This window comes from Edaphobacter acidisoli (genome assembly GCF_014642855.1).
Lineage (GTDB): Bacteria > Acidobacteriota > Terriglobia > Terriglobales > Acidobacteriaceae > Edaphobacter > Edaphobacter acidisoli.
Window position 1 is genome coordinate 916587 of the sequence record NZ_BMJB01000001.1, and the last position, 22628, is coordinate 939214.

General features: G+C 60.9%; 22 protein-coding genes. 14 read left to right on the forward strand and 8 right to left on the reverse strand.

Translation table 11 applies throughout. From position 1 onward, the window contains the following. Positions 1 to 26: 26 nt before the first annotated feature. From IEX36_RS03675 to IEX36_RS03695, 5 genes are read right to left on the reverse strand one after another with little or no spacing between them, the layout of a single operon-like run. Complete coding sequence (locus IEX36_RS03675) at positions 27 to 854, reverse strand: CheR family methyltransferase (protein ID WP_188757954.1); 828 nt, start codon at positions 852 to 854, stop codon at positions 27 to 29. Continuing rightward, positions 841 to 2031 carry a chemotaxis-specific protein-glutamate methyltransferase CheB gene (gene cheB / locus IEX36_RS03680; protein ID WP_188757955.1) on the reverse strand — a complete coding sequence of 397 codons (1191 nt, stop codon included), beginning with the start codon at positions 2029 to 2031 and terminating at the stop codon, positions 841 to 843. Before cheB ends, IEX36_RS03675 begins: the two co-directional genes overlap by 14 nt. 27 nt (positions 2032 to 2058) lie before the next feature. Then, complete coding sequence (locus IEX36_RS03685) at positions 2059 to 2430, reverse strand: response regulator (protein ID WP_188757956.1); 372 nt, start codon at positions 2428 to 2430, stop codon at positions 2059 to 2061. Beyond that, positions 2427 to 2942 carry a chemotaxis protein CheW gene (locus IEX36_RS03690; protein ID WP_188757957.1) on the reverse strand — a complete coding sequence of 172 codons (516 nt, stop codon included), beginning with the start codon at positions 2940 to 2942 and terminating at the stop codon, positions 2427 to 2429. The genes IEX36_RS03685 and IEX36_RS03690 overlap by 4 nt, the downstream gene beginning before the upstream one ends. Then, on the reverse strand, positions 2939 to 5086 hold the full coding sequence (locus IEX36_RS03695; protein ID WP_188757958.1) for a chemotaxis protein CheA: 2148 nt from the start codon (positions 5084 to 5086) through the stop codon (positions 2939 to 2941). Before IEX36_RS03695 ends, IEX36_RS03690 begins: the two co-directional genes overlap by 4 nt. A gap of 84 nt (positions 5087 to 5170) precedes the next feature. Here IEX36_RS03695 and cdd point away from each other — a divergent pair, with 84 nt between their 5' ends. From cdd to IEX36_RS03745, 10 genes are all read left to right on the forward strand, one after another. Beyond that, a complete protein-coding gene (cdd, locus tag IEX36_RS03700; protein WP_188757959.1) occupies positions 5171 to 5590 on the forward strand; it encodes a cytidine deaminase in 420 nt (139 codons plus the stop codon). Continuing rightward, positions 5587 to 6987, forward strand: coding sequence for a thymidine phosphorylase (locus tag IEX36_RS03705; protein ID WP_188757960.1), 1401 nt, complete (start codon positions 5587 to 5589; stop codon positions 6985 to 6987). The genes cdd and IEX36_RS03705 overlap by 4 nt, the downstream gene beginning before the upstream one ends. 25 nt (positions 6988 to 7012) lie before the next feature. Beyond that, positions 7013 to 7462 (forward strand): tRNA adenosine(34) deaminase TadA, encoded by a 450-nt coding sequence (tadA, locus tag IEX36_RS03710; RefSeq protein WP_188757961.1) that lies wholly within the window; start codon positions 7013 to 7015, stop codon positions 7460 to 7462. An 86-nt stretch (positions 7463 to 7548) separates the two neighbouring features. Then, positions 7549 to 8322, forward strand: a complete 774-nt coding sequence (locus IEX36_RS03715) for an SDR family NAD(P)-dependent oxidoreductase (RefSeq protein WP_188757962.1) — start codon at positions 7549 to 7551, stop codon at positions 8320 to 8322. Between the two features lie 32 nt (positions 8323 to 8354). Further along, positions 8355 to 9011, forward strand: coding sequence for a cysteine hydrolase family protein (locus IEX36_RS03720; protein WP_188757963.1), 657 nt, complete (start codon positions 8355 to 8357; stop codon positions 9009 to 9011). Positions 9012 to 9020: 9 nt separating this feature from the next. Beyond that, positions 9021 to 9278, forward strand: a complete 258-nt coding sequence (locus IEX36_RS03725) for a glutaredoxin family protein (protein ID WP_188757964.1) — start codon at positions 9021 to 9023, stop codon at positions 9276 to 9278. A 29-nt stretch (positions 9279 to 9307) separates the two neighbouring features. Beyond that, positions 9308 to 10615 (forward strand): adenylosuccinate lyase, encoded by a 1308-nt coding sequence (purB, locus tag IEX36_RS03730; protein ID WP_188757965.1) that lies wholly within the window; start codon positions 9308 to 9310, stop codon positions 10613 to 10615. A 107-nt stretch (positions 10616 to 10722) separates the two neighbouring features. Beyond that, positions 10723 to 11802 (forward strand): carboxypeptidase-like regulatory domain-containing protein, encoded by a 1080-nt coding sequence (locus tag IEX36_RS03735; RefSeq protein ID WP_188757966.1) that lies wholly within the window; start codon positions 10723 to 10725, stop codon positions 11800 to 11802. Between the two features lie 3 nt (positions 11803 to 11805). Continuing rightward, complete coding sequence (locus tag IEX36_RS03740) at positions 11806 to 12432, forward strand: YkgJ family cysteine cluster protein (RefSeq protein ID WP_229668685.1); 627 nt, start codon at positions 11806 to 11808, stop codon at positions 12430 to 12432. Between the two features lie 71 nt (positions 12433 to 12503). Continuing rightward, positions 12504 to 13115, forward strand: a complete 612-nt coding sequence (locus tag IEX36_RS03745; protein ID WP_263364963.1) for a UbiX family flavin prenyltransferase — start codon at positions 12504 to 12506, stop codon at positions 13113 to 13115. Here the strand turns inward: IEX36_RS03745 and IEX36_RS03750 are convergent. From IEX36_RS03750 to IEX36_RS03760, 3 genes are all read right to left on the reverse strand, one after another. Further along, positions 13112 to 14080 carry an alpha/beta fold hydrolase gene (locus tag IEX36_RS03750; protein ID WP_188757967.1) on the reverse strand — a complete coding sequence of 323 codons (969 nt, stop codon included), beginning with the start codon at positions 14078 to 14080 and terminating at the stop codon, positions 13112 to 13114. The genes IEX36_RS03745 and IEX36_RS03750 overlap by 4 nt on opposite strands. Before the next feature lie 12 nt (positions 14081 to 14092). Next, the gene (locus IEX36_RS03755; protein ID WP_188757968.1) at positions 14093 to 14740 is read right to left on the reverse strand and encodes a nitroreductase family protein; all 648 of its coding nucleotides are present in this window, start codon (positions 14738 to 14740) and stop codon (positions 14093 to 14095) included. 139 nt (positions 14741 to 14879) lie between these two features. Continuing rightward, positions 14880 to 15893, reverse strand: coding sequence for a hypothetical protein (locus IEX36_RS03760; RefSeq protein ID WP_229668686.1), 1014 nt, complete (start codon positions 15891 to 15893; stop codon positions 14880 to 14882). Between the two features lie 251 nt (positions 15894 to 16144). Between IEX36_RS03760 and IEX36_RS03765 the strand changes: the two genes are divergently transcribed. The 4 genes from IEX36_RS03765 to IEX36_RS03780 all read left to right on the forward strand — a co-directional run bounded on the left by IEX36_RS03765 (position 16145) and on the right by IEX36_RS03780 (position 22590). Beyond that, on the forward strand, positions 16145 to 16930 hold the full coding sequence (locus IEX36_RS03765) for a superantigen-like protein SSL4 (RefSeq protein ID WP_188757970.1): 786 nt from the start codon (positions 16145 to 16147) through the stop codon (positions 16928 to 16930). Between the two features lie 696 nt (positions 16931 to 17626). After that, a complete protein-coding gene (gene uvrA, locus IEX36_RS03770) occupies positions 17627 to 20737 on the forward strand; it encodes an excinuclease ABC subunit UvrA (protein ID WP_188757971.1) in 3111 nt (1036 codons plus the stop codon). Further along, the gene (locus tag IEX36_RS03775) at positions 20734 to 21717 is read left to right on the forward strand and encodes a CPBP family intramembrane glutamic endopeptidase (RefSeq protein WP_188757972.1); all 984 of its coding nucleotides are present in this window, start codon (positions 20734 to 20736) and stop codon (positions 21715 to 21717) included. The genes uvrA and IEX36_RS03775 overlap by 4 nt, the downstream gene beginning before the upstream one ends. Positions 21718 to 22377: 660 nt before the next feature. Beyond that, positions 22378 to 22590, forward strand: coding sequence for a hypothetical protein (locus tag IEX36_RS03780; protein ID WP_188757973.1), 213 nt, complete (start codon positions 22378 to 22380; stop codon positions 22588 to 22590). The last annotated feature ends 38 nt before the right edge of the window (positions 22591 to 22628 follow it).

Sequence of the window (22628 nt, forward strand, 5' to 3'; positions counted from 1 at the left end):
CATAACCGCCAGCGGTCGCTTGATTCTCAAACAGCCATCACAGGCCGGTAACAATAGCTGTTTTTGAGGAACTCCACCTCGAACAGGCTCGTAGAATCCTCAGCCTGCTCCGCATTGCCCAGCACCAGGCAGCCATCGGATGCCATCTTGCGATGCACCTCACGAAAGAGGATGCTTCTGTCCTGCTGGGTGAAATAAAGCAGCACATTGCGCAGCAGTACCAGATCGAACTGCGGCATCTTCGGCAGCGGAGCACAGAGATTGGCTCGCTGAAACTCGCACATCTGCCGGATTCGCTCATTCACGATCCATTCCTCGCCATCGCGAGCCATGTACTTCATCAAAAGGCGCGCAGGCAAGCCGCGATTGACTTCCAATCTTCTGTATCTTCCGCGCTGCGCATATTCAACCACGTGACGCGAGATGTCTGTTCCAATAATCTTCACGTCCCAGCCACACACGATAGGAAAATGCTCCGCAAGCATCATGCCGAGGCTGTACGCCTCCTGCCCGGTAGAGCTGGCAGCGCTCCAGATGCGAAGCCTCCGCTGCCCTTCCCGTCGTTCGATCAGGCGAGGAAGAATGACATCGCGCAACATCTCGAACGGCTTCAAATCGCGAAAGAAGCTCGTTTCGTTGATCGTCATTGCCTCTGCAACTGCGCGATGAAGATGCGCCTGGCGATCCATCTTGAGCCTGTCGACAAAATCTTTAAGATTGCGCGCCCCCGCCATGCGAACAATCGGAGTCAACCGTGTGTCGAACAATGCGTTCCGTGAAGGGTCAATCGTGTTGGCCGACTGCGCGCGCACAAGCTCGCGCAGATAGGCATAGTCCATCTCAGTACAAGCCATGCACTACCTCCCGCCGCGCCGTCATCGCAGCCGCATGCTGCGCGGCAGCGGGTCTTGCCGCCCGCCCCGCATTGACCCTCTGTTGCAACGCATCCGCTATCGCCGCGACCGGCAAAGTGGCCGCGGCAATTCCCGCCTCTGCCACTCTTCCTGGCATTCCCCATACAGCCGATGTCGCCTCATCCTGCGTCAGCACGGTGCCGCCGCGTTCATACACCGCCCGCGCGCCGTCCAGTCCATCCGATCCCATCCCAGTCATGACCAATGCAAGCGCACCTGCGCCATACATCCTGGCTGCAGAGAAAAACAAATAGTCCACCGCAGGCATGCAATGGTTCAGCGGAGCTTGACGATGCAACCGCACCCGCGCGCCGACCGGCTCCCCACTCAGCATCGCCTTCTGCGGAGCAATCTCCATGTGAGCGTCTCCGGGGGCGATCCAAATAACGCCAGGACGCACCACTGCTCCTTCGTAGCCTTCCTGCACACGCAACGCGCAAGACCGATTCAGCCGTTCCGCCAGCGCACCTGTGAACAACTTCGGCATGTGCTGAACGATGAGAATCGGAGCAGGAAAATTAGCAGGCAGCTTCGGCAACATCTGCTCAAGCGCTGTTGGGCCGCCAGTCGAAAGCCCGATCACGACAAGTTCAACCGGACCATTGCTCTGCGTTGGTGTTGCTCGCCCATGCGCGGTTGTGACGGCACGTGCAGACGTGACACAGCCCGCCGGCTTCGCCAATGCAGCGATCTTCGGAAGCAATTGCTGTGCAAGCGAAGCTAAGGCGGCGTTGACGTCGCGTTGCCCCCCAGGCTTCATCACATAGTCCGCTGCTCCTCGCGCAAGGGCCTCCAGAGTAGATCGTGCGCCATGCTCGGTGTGTGCGCTGCACATAATCACCGGCAAACTGGGCTGTTGCAGCCGCAACCGATCCAGCACCTCCAGCCCATTCAGCCGAGGCATCTCGAGATCGAGCACAAGAACATCTGGCGCCAGGCGCTTCACCTCTTCCAGACATTCAATGCCATCCCGTGCCACGCCACACAACTCCATGCGCGGCAATTCGGCCGATCCGTCAGCATCGTGCGCTTGAAATAGCTTGTGCATGATGCCCCGCATGACAGCGGAGTCATCCGCCGCAAACACGCGCAGCGGTCTTCCAGTCATAGTTCTCATGCCCGGCATCCTTTATCGATCTGTGTTCTAAGCGGCCTCAAAGCCAAGCAAAAGCATCTTCTCGCGCAGACTTTCGGGTGTGAAGGGCTTCATCAGAAACTCATCTGCGCCATTGTTCAACGCAGTTGAGATGAAGCTGTTGTCCGCCTCAGTCGTCACCATCATCACCTTCATCTGCGGTCCAAGCTGCGCTTCACGCAGCGCCTTCACACATTCCAGGCCATTCATCACCGGCATATTCACATCCAGCAGCATCAGGTCGAATGCCTGCTGCGCCGCAAGCACATGCAGGGCCTGGCTGCCATCGACGGCCTCCTCGCACGAGATTCCCATCTTGGCCAACAGGTGTCTCAGATACTCACGCACGAAGCTCGAGTCATCCACAATCAGCGCTCTCATGCATCCCTCCCATTCGCTTGCTTGAAATATCCCGTCTCGGTCAGCCGCGACGGCCGCAGCTTCTGCGGGTCGAGCTGCACCAGAAGCCCCGTCTGCATCTTGTACGCACCATCAAACAGCCACTTGCACTTGGCATCGAGCGTCGTCGGATTCTCTTCCAGCATCTTGCGATTCACCGTCACGACTCCGCCAACTTCATCCACAACAAGCCCGAACCGTTCGCCACCATCATCGTCATCGAGCACCAGTACGCAGCCTGTCTCCGAATACTCTTCCAGCCCGAGCAGTGCACGAAAATTGACCGTCGTAAGCACTTCACCGCGATACGGGACAACTCCCGCAATCATCGCCGGAGCAAGCGGAACACGTTGCAGCTCGCGTTTTCCCAGGACCTCCCTGATCTTGCGTGTGTCAATTCCAAAGCTCTCGCTGCCTGCAAACATCGAGCACAGCGACACCGCGTCCGTCTCTTCCAACACCTGGTCCACCTCTTCCCTGCCAACAATCTTCAAGCGACCTCCTTCCAGTCCGCCGTTGCACCTTCAAAATCACGATGGACCATCGTCAGCTTCTCCTTCACAATCGCGAGTTCCATCCCCCCCATGGACTCGTCTTTGTCGAGCACATTTCCTGTCGAAACATCGAGTACTCGGCGCACTACCATGCCTGTGCGCGACCGGCCGCTCGGGCCCGCGTGATTGCAGATCAGAATCGTGGCCAGAACCTCCTCGGCAGACTGCTCTGTCTCCAGCTCGGCCAGCACATTGCCATCGTCAGTCAGCGGCAGCAACTCGCCGCGATACTGCAACAGCGCCCGTCCGCCCGCATACTCCACCTGCGTCAGCGGAACACTTTCAATTCGCTCCACAGCGTTGAGCGGCACAGCAGTGCGCTCCCGCGCACGGTCTTCAAAGATGAGGAACTGCATACCCTCTTCACTCTTCACTTGAACTTCATCTGTCTCCGTCTCATCGGAGCCTCGTTCAACAGGCTTCACGCCGGCGCGTGCCGCGGTCGCAGCAATGTCGAGAATCAGCGCCAGCGTGCCGTTACCAAGCACAGTTGCCCCTGAGAACAGCCCTATCTCACGCAGCACGGCAGAGAGCGGCTTCACCACAATCTCCTCCGGTGCAAGTAGGTCATCGACAACAAGCCCGTAGCGGCAACCCTCTGCCTCAAGCACTGCAAGATATATCCCGTGCGACTCCGACGCCTCTTCCATCTCAATTCCAAGCAGTCTGTTCAAACGAATAATCGGCAGCAGCCGCTCGCGCAGCCTGTAAACTTCGGCAGCGCCAACCGTCTCGACGGCTTTTTCAGCCTCGCGGCGCGGCACATACACCAGCTCAACCAACGCACTCTGCGGCAGCGCAAAGCTATGCCCTCCGCTCTGCACAACCAGCGCAGGAACAATCGCGAGCGTTAGCGGAACACGCAGACGCAGCGTTGTCCCAACGCCAACCTTCGACTCCAGTTCAACGCTTCCGCCAACTTTTTCGACGTTCGCGCGAACTACATCCATGCCAACGCCACGGCCCGAAACCGTCGTCACTGCAGCCGCCGTCGAAAATCCCGGCAGAAAGATCAACTGCAGCGCCTCGCGCTCCGACATCGACGACGCCTGGTCCTGCGCCACCAGCCCGCGCTCGACGGCCTTCTTCAACACCTTCTCAATGCTGATTCCAGCGCCGTCATCTGCGACCTCAATCACCACCGAGCCGCTCTGATGAAACGCCCGCAACTTCAGGCATCCCTCAGCAGATTTGCCCGCAAGCACCCGGTCTGCTGGCGCTTCAATACCATGATCGACAGCGTTCCTCACCGCATGCGTCAGCGGATCTTTGATCGCCTCCAGCAGGCTCTTATCAAGTCCGGTCTCCTGCCCCGAGAACTCAATCCTCACATCACGTCCGCACGTCCGGGCCAGGTCACGTACCATGCGCGGAAACTTGCCGAACAGGTTGCCAACCGGCTGCATCCGCGCCTGCATCACCGTCTCGCGCAGGTCCGCAGTCACGCTGTCGAGTCGCCTCGTCAGTTCAGGAAAGTTTGCCGACTCCATGCCGCTCTGCAACATCTGGTTGCGCGTCAGCACAAGCTCACCCACCAGATTCATCATGCGATTCAGCACATCCACATCAATGCGCAGAGTCTTGTCATTATTCGCCGCTGCCTGCGAGGCTACTGGCGCAGCCTGCGAAGAAACCGGCGCAGCCGCAGGAGCAACCAGCGACATACCGTGCATCGCAGCTTCATCGGGCGCCGAAGCTGTCCCATTCAACTCGGCAAGCTCGGCAATCAACTCGCTGTCCTCGTCACCTGCACGAGTACCTTCGCTGCCCGTCGCTTCAATCAGAGACAGAATGGCGCGCAGACCATCCAGCAACCGCAGCAGGCCGCTGATAAGATCGCTCGTCACAGCCAGCTTGCCTTCGCGCAGCGAGCCCAGCAGATGCTCGCCCGCATGTGCCAGCTTCTCCAGCCGCTCAAAGCCGAGAAATCCCGTCGTGCCTTTAATCGTATGCACCGCACGAAAGATCTCTCCTACCAGCGCAGCAGTGTCTTCAGGCCGCGTCTCAAGCTCAGTCAGGCACCGTTCCATCCGGTCCAGCCCTTCCTGGCTCTCTGCAAGAAACTCTTTGGTCAAGTCGTCCACACCTCTCTTATCGGGCGCGGCCAACCAACCATTAGCGATAACGCACTTGCCATCATCACCCTGGCTTGGATAGCCTCACACATCATGCCGTCTTCCACGCTCACTCAGCAGCAGGCAGAGTCGCTCCAGCAGCGCGCCATCGAAGCCGCGCGCAATGCCTACGCTCCTTACAGTCGCTTCCATGTCGGCGCCGCTGTCCTGCTTTCGGACAGTACGATCGTCACCGGCTGCAACGTCGAAAACGCCTCCTACCGCCTCACCACCTGCGCCGAACAGAACGCGATCACCTCCGCCGTCGCACAGCATGGACCAAGCATCAGCATCGTTGCAATCGCAGTCGCCAATCTGAACAGCGCTGCAAGCCAACCCTGCGGAGCCTGCCGCCAAACCATCCTCGAATTCAGCGCCCCCGAGACCATCATCTATTTCCCAAACGTAGACGGCTCATTCGCGCAAGCAACCATAGCCGAACTTCTGCCTGCCGCATTTTCACTAAACAAATGACACAGCCAATCCATCCCATCGACGTCATCCTCCACAAGCGCGACGGCCTCACCCTCTCCGACGCCGAGATTCAAGCATTCATCCGCGCCATCGTCGAGCGCACACCCGAGCGCCAACTCGTCACCGACGCCCAAATCGCCAGCTTCCTGATGGCCGTCTTCCAGCGCGGCCTCAACGCGCACGAGCTCGCAGCGCTCACGCAAGCCATGCGCTACTCCGGCGACACCTTCGACGCCGCAACGCTAGACGCCTTCACCCCCGTCTTCTGTGTAGACAAGCACTCCACCGGCGGCGTTGGCGACAAAACATCCCTCCTCATCGCACCAGTGCTCGCTGCTGCAGGTCTCGCTCAGCCAACGCCTGCAGGCATCCCAGGCATCTGCGTACCGATGATCAGTGGTCGCTCCCTCGGCCACACCGGCGGCACGCTCGACAAGCTCGAAACCATCCCCGGCTTCAACTCGCAGCTCAATCTCATACAGCTCGGCGAAACGCTCCGGCAATGCGGCGCCGCGCTCATCGGCCAGACACCGCGCATCGTCCCCGCCGACCGCACACTCTACGCCCTGCGCGACCACACCGGCACAGTCGAGTCGCCCTTCCTCATCACCGCCAGCATCATGAGTAAAAAACTCGCCGAAAGCCTCAACGCGCTCGTGCTCGACGTGAAGACCGGCAGCGGCGCATTCATGCCCACCTACGAAAAATCCAAATTCCTCGCCGAGCTTATGGTGCAGACAGGTGAAGCCGCAGGCACCCGCACCGTCGCCGTGCTCACCTCCATGAACGAGCCGCTCGGACGCTTCTCCGGCAATTGGATCGAAGTCTGGGAGTGTGTAGACATCCTGCAGGGAAAACGCCACGCCATGTCGCGCGATCTCATCGAACTTTCGAACATCCTCTCCGGCTGGATGCTCCATCTCGCAGGCCGCGCCGCCACACCCGAAGCAGGCGCAAAGCTCGCCGACGAAATTCTCGCATCGGGCGAAGCCTACAAAGCGTGGCTCAAGATCATCGCAGCGCAAGGCGGCGACACAACAATCTTCAAAGACCCCGCAGCCTTCCACAAACCAAAAGCCACCCGCACCATCCGAGCCGAAATCTCCGGCTACCTCGCCTCCATGGATTGCAAACAGGTCGGCTGGGCCGTGCAGCGTCTAGGCGCAGGCCGCGCCAAACCCGGCGATCCCGTCAGCGCACATGCGGGCATCGAGTCGCACGCAAAGCTCGGCGACAGGCTCGAACCCGGCCAGTCCATCTTCACCCTGTTCTCCGAAGACGCAGCCCTGCTCGACGAGCCCGAGCACATGCTCCGCGAAACCATCAAAATCAGCGCGGCCCCACCAGCAGTCGCACCGCTCATCCGCGAAGTCATCTCCGCAAAACCCGGCATCTAGCGTCGTCGCTTACACTCGAATCAGCATGCCCGACGACCTCGACTACCTCCGCGCCGCCATCGACGAAGCCCGCGCAGCCGAAGCCTCCGCCGAAGTCCCCGTCGGTGCAGTCATCGTCCACGACGGCCAGATCATCGGTCGCGGCCAGAACCGCGTCCTGCGCGATGCCGACCCAACCGCCCACGCCGAGATCGTCGCCCTCCGCCAGGCCGGTCTCGCGCAGAACAACTACCGCCTCAGCAACTGCACCCTCTACGTCACGCTCGAGCCCTGCGCCATGTGCGCCGGAGCCATCCTCCACGCGCGCATCGACCGCCTCGTCTACGCCGCATCCGACCCCAAAGCCGGGGCTTGCGGCTCAGTCCTCTCCGTCATGAACCACCCGCAGCTCAACCACAAGGTCGAAGTCATCCCCGGCCTGCTCGCCGAAGAGTGCAGCGCGATGCTCACGGACTTCTTCCGTGCCCGCCGTTAAAAATAGCCCGCCCCCTCAGCTATGCCTCGCCCTTCTTGCATCTATCCAAAAAGCAATCGAAAATCTTCTGAAACGAGGAGCAAACCATGGCAGGCCGTCTCGCAGGAAAAGTCGCGCTCATCACCGGCTCAGGCACAGGCATCGGACAAGCCATCGCCATCCGCTACGCCAGCGAAGGCGCCACCGTTGTCGTCGATTACCGTGACCACCCCGACCAGGCCGCCGACACCAAGGCCAAAGCCGAAGCCGCGGGCGGGAAAGCCATCACGCTCCAAGGCGACGTCTCAATCCTCGCCGACACCCAGCGCCTCATCGACCAGACATGGCAGCAGCTCGGCCACTGCGACATCCTCGTCAACAACGCCGGCATCGAAAAAGGCGCAGACTTCTGGGACATCACCGAAGCCGACTACGACGCCGTCCTCAACGTCAATCTCAAGGGCGTATTTTTCCTCACCCAGGCCTTCGTCCGCCGTCTGCGCAATGCCAAACAGCCCGGCCGCGTCATCAACATCAGCTCCGTCCACGAAGACATGGTCTTCCCGCACTTCCCCACCTACTGCGCCGCAAAAGGCGGCCTGCGCATGTTGATGCGCGACCTCGCCGTCGAGCTCGGCCCGCTCAGCATCACCGTCAACAACATCGCGCCCGGCGCCATCCAGACCCCCATCAACACCCAGATGATGGCCAACAAAGAAGAGTTGAACGCTCTGCTCGTCAACATCCCCCTCGGCCGCATGGGTACAGTCCAAGACGTTGCCGGCGTCGCGCTCTTCCTCGCCTCCGACGACGGCTCCTACGTCACCGGCTCCACGTATGTCGTCGACGGCGGCCTCATGCGAAACTATCACGAGCAATAAATCCGGCCTGCGCGAAGGAACATCAAAGACTCATGACGACGGACAAAGGAATCGAGATATTCTCTTCCCTCGAGGAACTGGTGCATCCACAGCGCACCGCGCTTCTCATCTACGACATGCAGGCAGGCATTGTGCCGCAGATAGCCGACGGCCCGACCATCCTAAGCAAGGTTCAAACACTCCTCGACGCAGCCCGCTGCGCAGGCATCCGCACCATCTTCACGCGCCACATGTCGCTTCCGCTCGAACTGATGGGTGCATTCCAGTACCGCATGGCGATGGCGTGGCAACGCAAGCAAAGTCCGTCCGAAGTTCACTCCCCATTCCTGCGCGACTCTCCCGCATTCCAGCTCGTCCCCGAGCTCAAGCCTCTCGCCAGCGAAGTCATCTTCGACAAGCTGAGCATGTCTGCCTTTGAAGGCACGCCGCTCGCATTCACCCTGCGCGACTGCGGCATTCGCAGCCTCATCCTCGCAGGCATCGCGCTCGAAGTTGGCATCGAGCCCACCTGCCGCCACGCCGCCGACCTCGGCATCATCCCCATCCTCGTCCGCGACGCCTGCGGCACAGGTCACCTCGAAGCAGCCAACCAATGCACCGCATCGCTCGAGCACATGGGCGACACCATCGTCACCAATCTCGACACCATCGCAGGCCTTCTCGACGCAATCACCCCGCCCAGCAAGTAAAATAGAACCATGGAACTGACCGTGTACACCGCGGCGTGGTGCCGCGACTGCCGCGAGGCCAAACGCTTTCTCACCCAACACGACATCCCCTTCAGCGAAGTCGACATCGAGACCACTCCCGGCGCCGCCGACGAGGTCCTCGCCAACGTAGGCAAACGCGCCATTCCGCAGTTCGTCCTCGACGGCAAATGGATTCAGCCCTACCGCCCCGGCCGCGGCTTCCTCTACGAAGAGATGGCCGCGCTCTTCGGCGTCAGCAACAACTAGCACCAAACAAATCACAGGAACGAGCCTCTATGATCGCCCGCTACACTCGCCCCGCGATGGGCAAAATCTGGTCCGACGAAAACAAGTACCGCTGCTGGCTCAAAGTCGAAGCCGCCGCCTCACAGGCCCTCGCTAAATTCGGCCTCGTCCCGCAGGAGGCCGCCGACGCCATCCGCGACCGCGGCAACTTCACCGTCCAGCGCATCGACGAGATCGAGGCCGAGGTCCGCCACGACGTCATCGCCTTCACCACCACCGTCGCCGAGCACATCGCCAACCCCGAGCACTCCCGCTGGCTCCACTACGGCCTCACCAGCACCGACGTGGTCGACACCGCACAGGCGCTCCAGCTCAAAGAAGCCTCCGCGCTCATCCACAAAGGCATCGCCGCGCTGGCCGACACGCTCAAAAAGCGCGCCCTCGAGTTCAAGCACACGCCCATCATCGGCCGCACGCACGGCGTCCACGCCGAACCCTCCACCTTCGGCCTGAAACTCTTGCTCTGGTACGCCGAAGTCCAGCGCAATCTCACCCGCTTCGACGCCGCAGCCGAAGACCTCCGCATCGGCAAGCTCTCCGGCGCGGTCGGCACCTTCGGCCACCTCAAGCCCGAGCACGAAGCCGCCATCTGCGCCGGGCTCGACCTGAAGCCCGTCCCCATCGCCACGCAGGTCATCCAGCGCGACCTGCACGCCGCCTACATCTGCGCGCTCGCCGTACTCGCCAGCACACTCGACAAGATCGCCACCGAGGTCCGCCATCTCCAGCGCACCGAGGTCCGCGAAGCCGAAGAGTTCTTCAGCGAAAAGCAAAAAGGCTCCAGCGCGATGCCGCACAAACGCAACCCCATCACCAGCGAGCAGATCAGCGGCCTCGCCCGCGTCATGCGCGCCAACGCGCAGGTAGCGCTCGAAAACGTCGCCCTCTGGCACGAGCGCGACATCTCGCACTCCTCCGCCGAGCGCGTCATCCTGCCCGACTCGACCATCCTCGCCGACTACCTGCTCGCCAAAACGGAAAACCTCATCGCCAAGCTGCTCGTCTATCCGGAACGGATGCTCAGGAACCTCGAATCCACCGGCGGCCTCATCTTCTCAGGCCAACTCCTGCTCGACCTTGCCGAATCCGGCATGAGCCGCGAAGACGCCTACCGCCTCGTCCAGTCGCACGCAATGCGAAGCTGGAAGGAGGGCCTCAACTTCCGCGAAGAGGTAGCCAAAGACCCCGCCATCACGGCACGCCTCACGCCGGAAAAACTAGCCCACGCCTTCGACTACAACCGCCAGCTAGCAAATGTGGATGCCATCTTCGAGCGCGTTTTGACAGAATCACACTGACGCATCTGCTTGTCAGTCAATACCTGCGATGTTGCTGTTCGACCAGCCACAAACGGCATCTCACTAAGAGCGCCTGCTCTTTGGCGCACGCTTATGCGGTGGTGCCAATGGTCTGTTCAAAACACTACGCGACAGCTTTTCTGATTTTGGTTTGTCCCTGCTTAGCCCTGGGTCAAGCGCTTCCGCAGCATGGTAATGCTGCCCTGCCCGACTCGCCCGGATTCCTGCGTCAGGCGCAGGGCTTCGAAACTGGCGAAGCGCAAGGCACAGCACAAGTACAAGGGACCGTACAAGACACTCAGGGCAATCCCATCCCCGGCGCAACGGTAGTCCTCACTGCACCGGGCAAGCTCGGGGACCACACCGCAATCGCAGGCAGCGATGGCAGCTTTGTCTTTACCGGTCTTCCCCAGGGAGATTTTTTCCTCATCGTCACAGCAGCCGGCCTTGCCCCCTACACGTCGCCTGAGTTCGCCGTAAGAGCGGGGGCCACCGTCCAAGCCCCAAAGATAGCCCTGAAGCTCGCCACCAGTTCGTCGGTCAACGTCTACGCCAGCTCTGAGCAGATCGCCCAGGCGCAGATTCAGGAGCAGCAGCAGCAGCGCGTCTTCGGCGTATTCCAGAACTTCTACACAAGTTACATCTGGAAGGCCGCGCCGATGTCTACCGGGCAGAAGTACAAACTGGCACTCCGTACTCAGTCCGATCCCACGACATTCCTTGTCGTCGCCGGCGTTGCTGGCGCGGAACAGTACAACGGCACGTATCCTGGCTATGGCTCCGGCATTGAGGGCTACGGCAAGCGCTACGGAGCTGCGCTGGCAGACGCCACAACGGGCCGCTTCATCGGCAGCGCTATTCTGCCCAGTCTGCTGCATCAGGACCCGCGCTACTTTTATCAAGGCGCGGGCGGCATCCGTTCCCGCGCGTGGCACGCCGTCGCATCCGCCTTCATCTGCCGGGGCGACAACGGCCGGTTGGAACCCAACTACTCCCATCTTCTCGGAAATCTGGCTGCCGGGGGCATCGCCAATGCGTATCACCCCGCCTCCAGCCGCGGCGTCGGACTCACCTTTGAGACCCTCGGCGTCACGACCGCAGGTAACATGGTTGGAAATCTCTTTCGTGAGTTCTTGCTGCGCGACTTGGAGCCATCAGTCCCCAGATTCGCTCACGGAAAGCCGTGACCTGTGCCAGAGACCTATCCGCTCCATCCTCAAACCGGCCTTCATCTGATTCAGATCGTCGATTCCGCCGTGGCCGACGCCTATCAGCGCAGCGGCCCACATCTCGTCTGCCGCCCCGGATGCACTCAATGTTGCCACGGAGTCTTCCCCATCTCCCAGGAAGACGCACACCGCCTCCGCGAAGGGCTTGCCGCTCTCGAACAATCCGACTCCCCAAAATTTCACCGCATCCAGCAGCGCACAGCCGATTCCCTCGCCCGCATCACCCCACTCTTCCCCGGAGACACCCTGACCGGCATCCTCGCCGAAGACTACGAGAGCAGCCCACTCTTCACCGACGAAGACTCCATCGGCGACACCGAACCCTGTCCCGCGCTCGACCCCACCACCGGCACCTGCGACCTCTACGCCCACCGCCCCATCATCTGCCGCACCTTCGGCCCACCAATGCGCACCGCAGAAGACAACCTCGCCACCTGCGAGCTCTGCTACACGAACGCCACCACCGAAGAGATAGCCGCCTGCGAACTCGACCCCACGTTGCCCGCGCAGGAAGCCGCCAGCGTCCAAGCCTTCAACGCCGCACACAACACGCACGGCGAAACCATCGTAGCCTTCGCCCTCCGCTAAAATTTACTGGTTGTCATCCTTCCACGACAGCGGGAGGACCTGCTTTTCTCCCATCAGCGATAATCATCTCTGTGCCCGAAGCCCGCACCATCACGCTAGCCGTCACCGGAGCCAGCGGCAGCATCTACGCCGCCGAGATGCTCCGCGCTCTCGCAGCCGATCCGCGCGTCGTCAAAGTCAACCTCGTCGTCTCCGACAACGCCCTCCGCGTCCTCGCCGAAGAGCTCCACCTCAGCGGCCGCAACGGCCTCGTCGAAAAGCTCCTCGGTGCACCGAACGAAAAGATCCAGCAGCACCCCGAGTCCGACATCGGCGCTAACATCGCCAGCGGCAGCTACTCCACCGACGCCATGATCGTGCTTCCCTGCTCCATGGGCACCCTCGCCGCCATCGCCACCGGCCTCGCGCAAAACCTCATCCAGCGCGCCGCCGACGTCACCCTCAAAGAGCGCCGCCCGCTCATCCTCTGCGTCCGCGAGACCCCATTCAACCGCATCCACCTGCGCAACATGCAGCTCGCATCCGACGCCGGCGCAGTCATCTTCCCCACCATCCCCACGCTCTACAATCACCCGCAGAGCACCGCCGAGATGGCGCGCAACTTCGTCCACCGCGTCCTCGCGCACATCGGCCTGCCGCAGCCCGGAGCCTACATCTGGCAGCCAGATTCGCCTCGCAGCTAATTCGCGGCAGCCCCCGCAAACGTCCGCTCCCCACCCTGCATCGGAGGCTCTGCCCGCAAAAACTCCACCGTCCCCTCGACCACCGGCCTCGAACACTCCGCCGGCGCAAGATGCCCGCAGCCCTGAATCACATCCAGCACCGAGTTCGGAATCCCCTTGTGCATCGCCTCGCCCGCTGACAACGGAATCAGGTCGTCATGCGAACCCCACACAATCAGCGTCGGCTCCGTAATCAGGTGCAGTCGAAAATCCATCAGGTCGCGTCCATCGATCATCGCCGCCAGGCTCCGCTGAATCACCCACTTATTCCCTTGCAGCTTCCGCACCATCGCACGCGCCGCAAAGTCCGGCACATCGATCGGCTTCGGCGAAAGCGCAGCCAGCAGCCTGTGCACGCCCGCAATATCGTCAGGTGAAAACAGCTCCGGCCCAAACGTCGCCGGAAAATAAGTCCCCGCGCTGTCATAAACAACCAACCGGTCCACCAGCGCAGGATGGTCATACGCCAGCTTCAGCGCAATCCACCCACCCATCGACCACCCACCCACATCCGCGCGCGGCACATGCATCGCCTGCATGAAGCTCACCACCGCCGCCTCTTCCATCGGAATCGAGTAGCTCGCATCCTTTGGCTTCGACGAGCGCCCATACCCCGGCAAATCCGGCGCATACACATGAAATCCATGCGCAGCCAGCGAAGGAATCATCGCCGCCCAATCTTCCGACCGCGCACCCAACCCATGCACCAGCACCAGCGGAGTATTCGCCGAACCTGCCACAGCAGGCGCCTCAAGATAGTGAATCCTGTACCCACCCGCCTCGATGTACTCGCTCTTCACACCATCGCGCCGCAGATGCAGCCGCGTGATCTGATCATTCACCCACAGCGGCTGGAAATAGAAGGTAAGGCAGACCACCGCGACGAGCACCATCAACACCACCACCACTCGCCACAGTACCTTCATCGTGCCGTCTCCCTACTTCAGCGGTTTGCCATACTCGTCGCCAAACACCGTGTGGGCCATATCGAATCGCCCGCCGTTGTACTTGTCCTCACCCTTCAGGTGTCCCACGCCAAGCAGCGCCACCACCCAATAACTCAGCGGCAGCTTCAGCACCTCATGCACCTTGTCCTGCTCGAAGCCCTCCATCGGGGCCGTATCGTAGCCCATCACCTCAGCCATCAGCATCATGTGGGTGAAGGCGATCATCACCATCTTGTTCAGCCAGCCATGCATCTGGTCAGCATTGAAGCTCAGCATGTAGTTTGTCACGCTGTTGTGAGCCTGCGCTGCATAACTCTCCGGCATTCCACCTGCGCGCCCCTGCTGCAGCATCAGGTCTACATCCTTGCGCCATCCATCCGCATCGCCACAGGCCACAATCACCGCCGAAGCCTCTTCCACCTTTGCCTGATTGAAGCTCGCCGCGCGCAGCCTCCGCTTTTGCTCCGGTGCCTGCACCACAACAAAGCGCCACGGCTGCATGTTGTAGCCACTGGGAGCATGCAATCCTGCATCCAGAATGCGTTGCAGGTCTCCTTCTGGAATAGGCGCTCCATCAAAGCTAGGGGTCGCCCGTCGTTCTGCAATCGCCTGGCTCAACGTCTTTTCGATCTTTGCCATCGTCTTCTCTCTAACTGTCTGCTGCCAAACTGGGAGATAAACCTATTCAAACAAATCTGCGAAATCCACCTTACTCAAACGTTTTCCAAGATAGCATCCTGTCGCGCAATTCTCTCGCGTCGCAAAGAAAATTCTTCGGCTAATGAATCTCACTCATCGCCTGCTCCGTCGCAAACGGATTCTGCCCCGGAGCCACAGCAAAGATCCACACGCCATGAAACGCCGTCCGCAACTCCGGATACGCCGCCACCAGCGCGCTCATCGCCGCTGCATTGCGTTTGTTCGCCGTAGCCACATCGCCAATCTGATCGACCTTCAACCGCGCAGCCACATCCACCTTCTCCTTGCCCAACGAATCATCCACGCCCAGGCTTGTAAAGTGAAACTCCTGGCCATCCGCGCTCTTCACCACCAGCGGCGCCTGCACACTCACGCCCTCCGACAACTGCGGCGGAGCAGCAGCCGTCTGCTCCGACCTCAGCTTCTGCAGATGCGTGCTCTGAATAAACCGCGCAGGCCGCAGCAACTCCCCGGCCTCCTGGTAGTAGAGCCACGCATTCCAATGCTGATTGTTCGCCGCCATCGTGCGCGCCTGCCGCCAGTACCACAGCCCATCGTGCCCCGCGGCCCACATCGCCGTCGGATAGAAACCAGCCAAAGCCCACTTGCTCTGCACCTGCTTCAGCAGAAACGAGAGCCGCCACGGCGAGGTCGCATTCTGCACCTCCGTAATAACGAAGGCATACTTCCCCGTATCGAGACCCGGTATCGAAAAGTCCGCCTCTGCCGGCGACTTATTCAGCGAGCAATAAAACTGCGCCTCCGGCTGGCTGCCATTCGCGTTGTGTTTCGCATCCGAGTCATCGAGCAGATAAACCTGCTCCACCACAATCGCCCCGCCCTTCAGCTTCGGAGTCACACCGTTCACAACATCGGGCAGGCTGCCAAAGTCCTTCGCATACTCAGGCACAAGCGCAGCCTGCAGATCGCTGACGTTGCCATCCTGCACCATTGCGGCCAGCTCCTTTGCACGCGCGGCCAATGCGTCACGATCCGTAGCCGCCATCTGCGACTGCGTCGTGCATACCTCTGCCTGCACCAGCCCAGGCACAACCAACAGCGAAGCCAGCAACACCACCCGTACTCTCATCATCCTGCTCATCATGCAATCTTCACCTGGCTCTAAAGACTGACGCATGAATGCGAAAGCCTCATAAGAGTCAAGGGACAGTCTATAGCAGCAGAAAATTCATCGCACACAAAATCCCATTCACCTTTTCATGCCGTCGCACTTCATGCCACCACGAATCTCGCCACGGTATTGATCGCGAATCATCCCCAAAAGAAGAACATTCCCATATCTTCAACCCGACGCGATAAACTTCTGATAAACACGAGCGAGCGATGACCTTCCACCGCTCATTCGCGTCCTACGAATATAAGATGCGCAGTCAAACAACAATACGGTTCGCTGTAGCAGGCTGCGCACTCTGCTCAACGCTGCTGTGCGCTCAGACACCTCGCACCCAGCCCAGCAAGCCGTCAGCGACTATCGCAGCAACGCCGCAACCTGCCACGCAGCCAATCACGGCCCCGCCACTCTTACCGGCAGAACAGCCAGCGCAGCCCGCCACCGTAACCTACTCGAACGGCCTCCTCACCGTCACGGCCCACAACTCCAGTCTGAATCAGATTCTCCGCGACATCTCCCACGAGACCAGCATGAAGATCACCGGCGGCGTTGCCGACGAGCGCGTCTTCGGCAACTATGGTCCCGAGCCCGCGGCCCAGGTACTGAACTCGCTGCTCGACGGAACCTCCAGCAACATACTCCTCGTCGGCAGCAACGGCCCCGCTCCAGCCGAGCTGGTCCTTACCCCACGCAACGGCGGCCCAACCCCACCCAGCACCATGGCATTCACAGCCAGCCGCAACCAGCAGCCCGAGCAGCCGCAGCCATCGAAGTCGAATCCCAACTCCGGTCTCGACGAGAGCGCGCCAGTCAACCCGCCGGAGACAACGCCACAACCCGCTCCACCTGCAGACAAAGAATCAAATCAGGGATCAGACCAGCAGTCGCCCAACGGAGTCAAAACCCCGCAAGACATCTTCAATCAGCTCATGAAGCTCCGCCAGCAGAACAGCCAGCCGCAGAACAACCAACAGCAGAACAATCAACAACAGCAGTAGCGTGCAAGCCCACAGCATCATTCCCCCCCACCCAGTTGTCATCCTTCATTTCCCCACCCAGTTGTCATCCTTCATTTCCCCACCCAATTGTCATCCTTCCGCGCAGCGGGAAGACCTGCTTTTGTTTGTCATCCCCGTAGGGGATCTGCATTTGCCTTTGCAGTTGCCTCTCGTTTGCATTACGCCAACAGCAAAGATGCCCCGCACACGCAAAAAAAATCAGGAGCCTCAGCTCCTGATCTCATTCCGCTTCAACCAATCTCTGGAATCGTTATCCTTTTGCCAACCCAGTCGGGGCCACGACTCCCTGGGCCGCGCGACCAGCCGCCACCTGGCGGGCATGAATCCGGAACAGCCGGAACATCGAAATGCAGATCCCATACGCTACAAGCACTCCGAACGCCAACGACGCACATACCGCAGAGATCAAAACAATCGAGTTCACTTGCTACTCCCTTGAGATTAGGCCAGCACTCCAGCCCGCGTTTCTATTGTGCCATTATTGCCTCATGCACACCCATCATGACAATGCCCCAAACGTAAAACGCTGTTGCGTCTTCAGATACATCTTTCGTGTTACGAAAATAAAGTGAACTTTCCACAGACCACCGCCACCCCAAACAGGCAACCTCGCTTCCTCTCCCCCGATGCCTTATCCTAAAGACTTGGTTTGAGAGGGCCAGCCGCACCACCTGCATGGGCATCACACACATCACCGTTCGCGGCGCGCGCCAGCACAATCTGCGCAACGTCAACGTCAGCATTCCGCGCAATACCCTCACGGTCGTCACCGGACTCTCCGGCTCCGGCAAGTCCTCCCTCGCCTTCGACACCATCTACGCCGAAGGCCAGCGCCGCTACGTCGAAACCCTCTCCGCCTACGCCCGCCAGTTCCTCGACCAGATGGAACGCCCCGACGTCGACGCCATCGACGGCCTCTCGCCCGCCATCTCCATCGAGCAAAAAACCACCAGCCGCAGCCCGCGCTCCACCGTCGGCACCATCACCGAAATCTACGACTATCTTCGCCTGCTCTACGCCTCCGTCGGCCAGCCCCACTGCCCTAACTGTGGCCGCCCCATCACTCGTCAATCCGCCGAACAGATCGTCGAACGCATCGCCGCACTCTCACCCGGCGAACGCATCACCGTCTACGCGCCCATCGTGCGCGGCCGTAAGGGCGAGTTCCGCGAAGAGCTCGAATCCCTCGACCAGCAAGGCTTCCGTGTCCGCATCGACGGCGAGATCACCGAGATCGCCGAAGGCATGCGCCTCGAAAAGCGCAAGAACCACACCATCGAAGCCATCGTCGATCGCATCATCCTCAAACCCCTTCCCGGCGACACAAAATTCGACACCCGCCGCCTCGAAACCAGCGTCCAGAAGGCCCTCCAGATGGCCAACGGCCTGGTCCTCATCGGCATTCAAAACCCCGACACACGCCAGCAGGACGAGACCCTCTACAGCTCCTCCATGGCCTGCCCCGACTGCGGCATCAACGTTCCACGCCTCGAACCGCGCAGCTTCAGCTTCAACTCCACCTACGGCGCCTGTCCCAACTGCCACGGCCTCGGCAGCATCTACGACTTCGACCCCGCTAAGACCATCACCGACTGGTCCAAGCCCCTGCTCGACGGCGCCATGGGCCCCGGCTCCGGCTCCGCCTACCTGCTACGCCTCATCAAGCTCGCCGCCGAAAAATACAAGATCGACATCCGCAAGCCCTTCGAACAGCTCACGCCCGAGCAGCAGAACCTCTTCCTCTACGGCCCACCCCGCTCGGAAGCCGGCCGCACCGGCTTCCACGGCATCTTCAACTACCTCCGCTCCAACCTCGAAGACACCAAATCCGAGGGCTACCGCGAGTACATGATGCAGTACATGTCGGCCTCCACCTGCCCCGTCTGCAAAGGCCGCCGCCTCCGCCCCGAATCCCTCGCCGTCACCATCGCAATCCAACTAACAACCGGCAACCAGCAACCAACAACCTTCTCCATCGCCGACTTCACCGCCCAATCCCTCGAACGCTCCCTCACCGCCGCACGCGCCATGCACTTCACCGGCCGCGACCGCATCATCGCCGACCGCCTCCAGCGCGAGATCATCGAACGCCTCGAATTTTTGAACGCCGTCGGCCTCAGCTACCTCTCGCTCGACCGCAGCGCCGCAACACTCTCCGGCGGCGAAGGCCAGCGCATCCGCCTCGCCACGCAGATCGGCTCCAAGCTCCGCGGCGTCCTCTACGTCCTCGACGAGCCATCCATCGGCCTGCACCAGCGCGACAACCAGCGCCTCCTCAACGCACTCGAAAACCTCCGCGACCTCGGCAACACTGTCCTCGTCGTCGAGCACGACGAAGATACCATCCGCAAAGCCGACTACGTCCTCGACCTCGGCCCCGGCGCCGGCAAAAACGGCGGCCACCTCATCGCCGACGGCACGCCACAACAAATCATGGACACGCCCGCGTCCATCACCGGCCAATATCTAGCAGGCAAAATCGAAATCCTCGCCCGCACTCAGCCGCGCCCGCTCAACGGCAACTGGATCACCGTCGAAAACGCCCGCGCCCACAACCTCAAAGACATCACCGTCCACTTCCCGCTCGGCGTTATGACGGTCATCACCGGCGTCAGCGGCAGCGGCAAAAGCACTCTCGTCAACGACATCCTCTACCGCGCATTAGCGAAGGAACTCTACGGCTCACGCGAAGAGCCCGGCCAGCACGGCCGCGTCGTCGGCATCTCCCAGATCGACAAAGTCATCGAGATCGACCAGTCCCCCATCGGCCGCACCCCGCGCAGCAATCCAGCCACCTACACCGGAGTCTTCTCGGCCATCCGCGATCTCTTCGCCATGCTGCCCGAGTCGCGCGAGCGCGGCTACAAACCCGGCCGCTTCAGCTTCAACGTCCAGGGCGGACGCTGCGAAGCCTGCCAGGGCGAAGGCCAGCGACGCATCGAGATGAACTTCCTCCCCGACGTCTACGTCCAGTGCGAAGTCTGCAACGGCCGCCGCTACAACCAGGAGACGCTCTCCGTCCGCTTCAACGGCTACTCCATCGCCGACATCCTCGACCTCTCCATCGCCGACGCCCTGCCCGTCCTCAAAGACATCCCCGCCGTCAACCAACGCCTCCAGACGCTCGTCGACGTCGGCCTCGGCTACATCCATCTCGGCCAGTCCGCCACCACGCTCTCCGGCGGCGAAGCCCAGCGCATGAAGCTCGCCCGCGAGCTCTCCAAGCGCCAGACCGGCCGCACCCTCTACCTGCTCGACGAACCCACCACCGGCCTCCACTTCGACGACGTGCGCCGCCTCCTCGAAGTCCTCCACCGCCTCACCGACCTCGGCAACACCGTCATCATCATCGAGCACAACCTCGACATCATCCGCAACGCCGACTACATCCTCGACATGGGTCCCGAAGGCGGCGAAGGCGGCGGCCAGGTCATCGCCCACGGCACACCCGAGCAAGTCGCCACCGTCCGCGACTCGCACACCGGCCAGTTCCTCGCCCGCTATTATTCAGCTCATCTCCACTCAACCAACGGCTCCAGCACCTCCAGCCACGCCGGCCCGCAACCCGCCGTCATCGTCCCTGAAGACAAAAAGAAAGAGCGCGGCAAATTCATCCCGCCCGAAAAGAAGACCGGCATCGCCAAACCCAGCGCAGCCAAACCGGCCGAGCGGAGCGTCAAAACAACCACCGCAAAACCAGCCAAATCCGCCCCAGCGAAAAAAGCCACACCTACGTCCGAAATTAAGCAAAAATCAAAAGCCGAGCCACGCAGCAGGAAAGCATGAACGACCAGACTCCCAACATGCAGCCAAAGCGGCCCTTCGACCCTGTCTACGCCGCCGACGAACCCGGCGCAGCCACCCATCCCTTCCCGCGCCCCACCGGCGCCGAAGACCAGACCGCCCTCCTGCTCCCGCAAGGCCCCATCCCCACGCCCGACGACTACTCCCCGCGCCGCATCCCCCACCTCGGCCACGCCCTCGCCTTCGTCATCAACACCGGCATCATCCTCGTCCTCGCACAAGCTGTCTTTCTCGCGCTCGCACCGGCAGCCCGCAACCCGCACACCGGCGCGCACATGATCCCCACCACGCTCGACCCCAAGCTGCTCGTGGCGTCCATGGCCATCGCCTACATCGTCACCCTGGCCGAGGCCTGGACATTCTTCCCCCTCCTCTGGCACCGCACCTTCTTCGAAGGCATCCGCTGGGACTACGCTACCGCCCGCCGCAACGCCTACCGCCTCATTCCGCTCGGCCTCGTCCTCGGCTGGACAGTCCAGGCCATCTCCTCACTCATCCCCGTGCCCAAGTCCATCCCGATGGACCGCTTCTTCCACACCACATCCGACGTCTGGCTCATCACCATCTTCGGCACGTTGCTCGCTCCCTTGTTTGAAGAGATCTGCTTCCGCGGCTTCCTGCTACCCGCCTTCGCCATCGCCTACGACTGGCTCTCCCTGCCCAAGACCCCCATCGCCCACGAGCGCTGGCGCATGACCGTCAACATCACCCTGCCCGGCTTCATCTTCTCCGGAATCCTCACCAGCATCTTCTTCGCCCTGGTCCACGCCGAGCAGCTCGCCCACGCCTGGGTCGCGCTCTTCGTCCTCTTCTGCGTCTCGCTCATCCTCACCTGGATCCGCGTAAAGACCGCATCCGTAGCCTGCTCGACGCTGGTCCACGCCTGCTACAACCTCTCCGTCTTCATCTCCCTCTTCGTCGCCACCGGCGGCTACCGCCACCTCGACCGCATGACCCGCTAGAGGAGAGCGGCTTCCTCGTAGCTGTAGCCCCCTTCAACGCCGTCATTCTGACCCTGAACGAAGTGAAGGGGAAGAACCCCCGCATTTTGCCCGAAGAGCCGCTAGATCTCCCCTGACGTATTTCCGCTTGGCCTCCTGCATTCCCATTCGGCCCCTTCTTGAATTTCCATTCCGCAGCGCAGCAGCCTGCCCTGAGCGCAGCCGAACGGGGAGGAATCTGCTGCGCTCTCGCATCTCCGCCAATCTCGCCAGAACAAGTAGCCAAAACTTCATCCAGACCGCTTCACACAAGCCGACATATCAGTAGTAATCCGGTGTCGGCGAGTGCATTGGCGATTTACCACTCGTCCTAATGCGCGACGAATCATTCCGACTTGGGTAGGCACAAATCACCATAGGCGACAAACCAGCCAGGTGAGTTCGATGGTGCCGCGGGCCAATCTATGCGGGAAAGAATTGGGTTTGCTTTTGGGGCAAGATTTCGGGACATGGACCAAAGCCGGATCTGAAGGGCCTTTGATACGCTCCCTGCATGCATTTTGGGACTGAGATTCGGGACTGTGAAGTCCGTGATTTCAGCGTTTAGCGATTTCGCCCCAAAACTTACCCTTTGTGGGACACTCATCAGGTTTGGGTATACTCCTCCGAGAGGGAAGACGAATGAAAGTTAGCGTGAAAGACCTCCGTGTTTCAATGGACCTTGGAAACAATGGAATCGAACTAGGCGTATACGACAACAAAGACGTATATCTCGGTGATCTTCGCATCGGCAGAGGAACCATTGAATGGTGCAAAGGGAAAACAAAGAAGGGCAACGGCGTTCAGAAGAAATGGCCCGAGCTGATCGCTTTGTTTGAAGACGGGAAGCAATAAGCAGTCTTCGGGCCGTGCCGTAAAGGACACTTTTCGGA

Coding starts and splice junctions, on each gene's coding strand:
- IEX36_RS03720 (WP_188757963.1), top strand. CDS start 8,355: ATGACGACGGACAAAGGAATCGAGATATTCTCTTCCCTCGAGGAACTG.
- purB (WP_188757965.1), top strand. CDS start 9,308: ATGATCGCCCGCTACACTCGCCCCGCGATGGGCAAAATCTGGTCCGAC.
- IEX36_RS03685 (WP_188757956.1), bottom strand. CDS start 2,430: ATGAGAGCGCTGATTGTGGATGACTCGAGCTTCGTGCGTGAGTATCTG.
- IEX36_RS03765 (WP_188757970.1), top strand. CDS start 16,145: ATGACCTTCCACCGCTCATTCGCGTCCTACGAATATAAGATGCGCAGT.
- IEX36_RS03675 (WP_188757954.1), bottom strand. CDS start 854: ATGGCTTGTACTGAGATGGACTATGCCTATCTGCGCGAGCTTGTGCGC.
- IEX36_RS03755 (WP_188757968.1), bottom strand. CDS start 14,740: ATGGCAAAGATCGAAAAGACGTTGAGCCAGGCGATTGCAGAACGACGG.
- uvrA (WP_188757971.1), top strand. CDS start 17,627: ATGGGCATCACACACATCACCGTTCGCGGCGCGCGCCAGCACAATCTG.
- IEX36_RS03780 (WP_188757973.1), top strand. CDS start 22,378: ATGAAAGTTAGCGTGAAAGACCTCCGTGTTTCAATGGACCTTGGAAAC.
- IEX36_RS03705 (WP_188757960.1), top strand. CDS start 5,587: ATGACACAGCCAATCCATCCCATCGACGTCATCCTCCACAAGCGCGAC.
- tadA (WP_188757961.1), top strand. CDS start 7,013: ATGCCCGACGACCTCGACTACCTCCGCGCCGCCATCGACGAAGCCCGC.
- cdd (WP_188757959.1), top strand. CDS start 5,171: ATGCCGTCTTCCACGCTCACTCAGCAGCAGGCAGAGTCGCTCCAGCAG.
- IEX36_RS03715 (WP_188757962.1), top strand. CDS start 7,549: ATGGCAGGCCGTCTCGCAGGAAAAGTCGCGCTCATCACCGGCTCAGGC.
- IEX36_RS03760 (WP_229668686.1), bottom strand. CDS start 15,893: ATGATGAGAGTACGGGTGGTGTTGCTGGCTTCGCTGTTGGTTGTGCCT.
- IEX36_RS03725 (WP_188757964.1), top strand. CDS start 9,021: ATGGAACTGACCGTGTACACCGCGGCGTGGTGCCGCGACTGCCGCGAG.
- IEX36_RS03775 (WP_188757972.1), top strand. CDS start 20,734: ATGAACGACCAGACTCCCAACATGCAGCCAAAGCGGCCCTTCGACCCT.
- IEX36_RS03735 (WP_188757966.1), top strand. CDS start 10,723: ATGGTCTGTTCAAAACACTACGCGACAGCTTTTCTGATTTTGGTTTGT.
- cheB (WP_188757955.1), bottom strand. CDS start 2,031: ATGAGAACTATGACTGGAAGACCGCTGCGCGTGTTTGCGGCGGATGAC.
- IEX36_RS03750 (WP_188757967.1), bottom strand. CDS start 14,080: ATGAAGGTACTGTGGCGAGTGGTGGTGGTGTTGATGGTGCTCGTCGCG.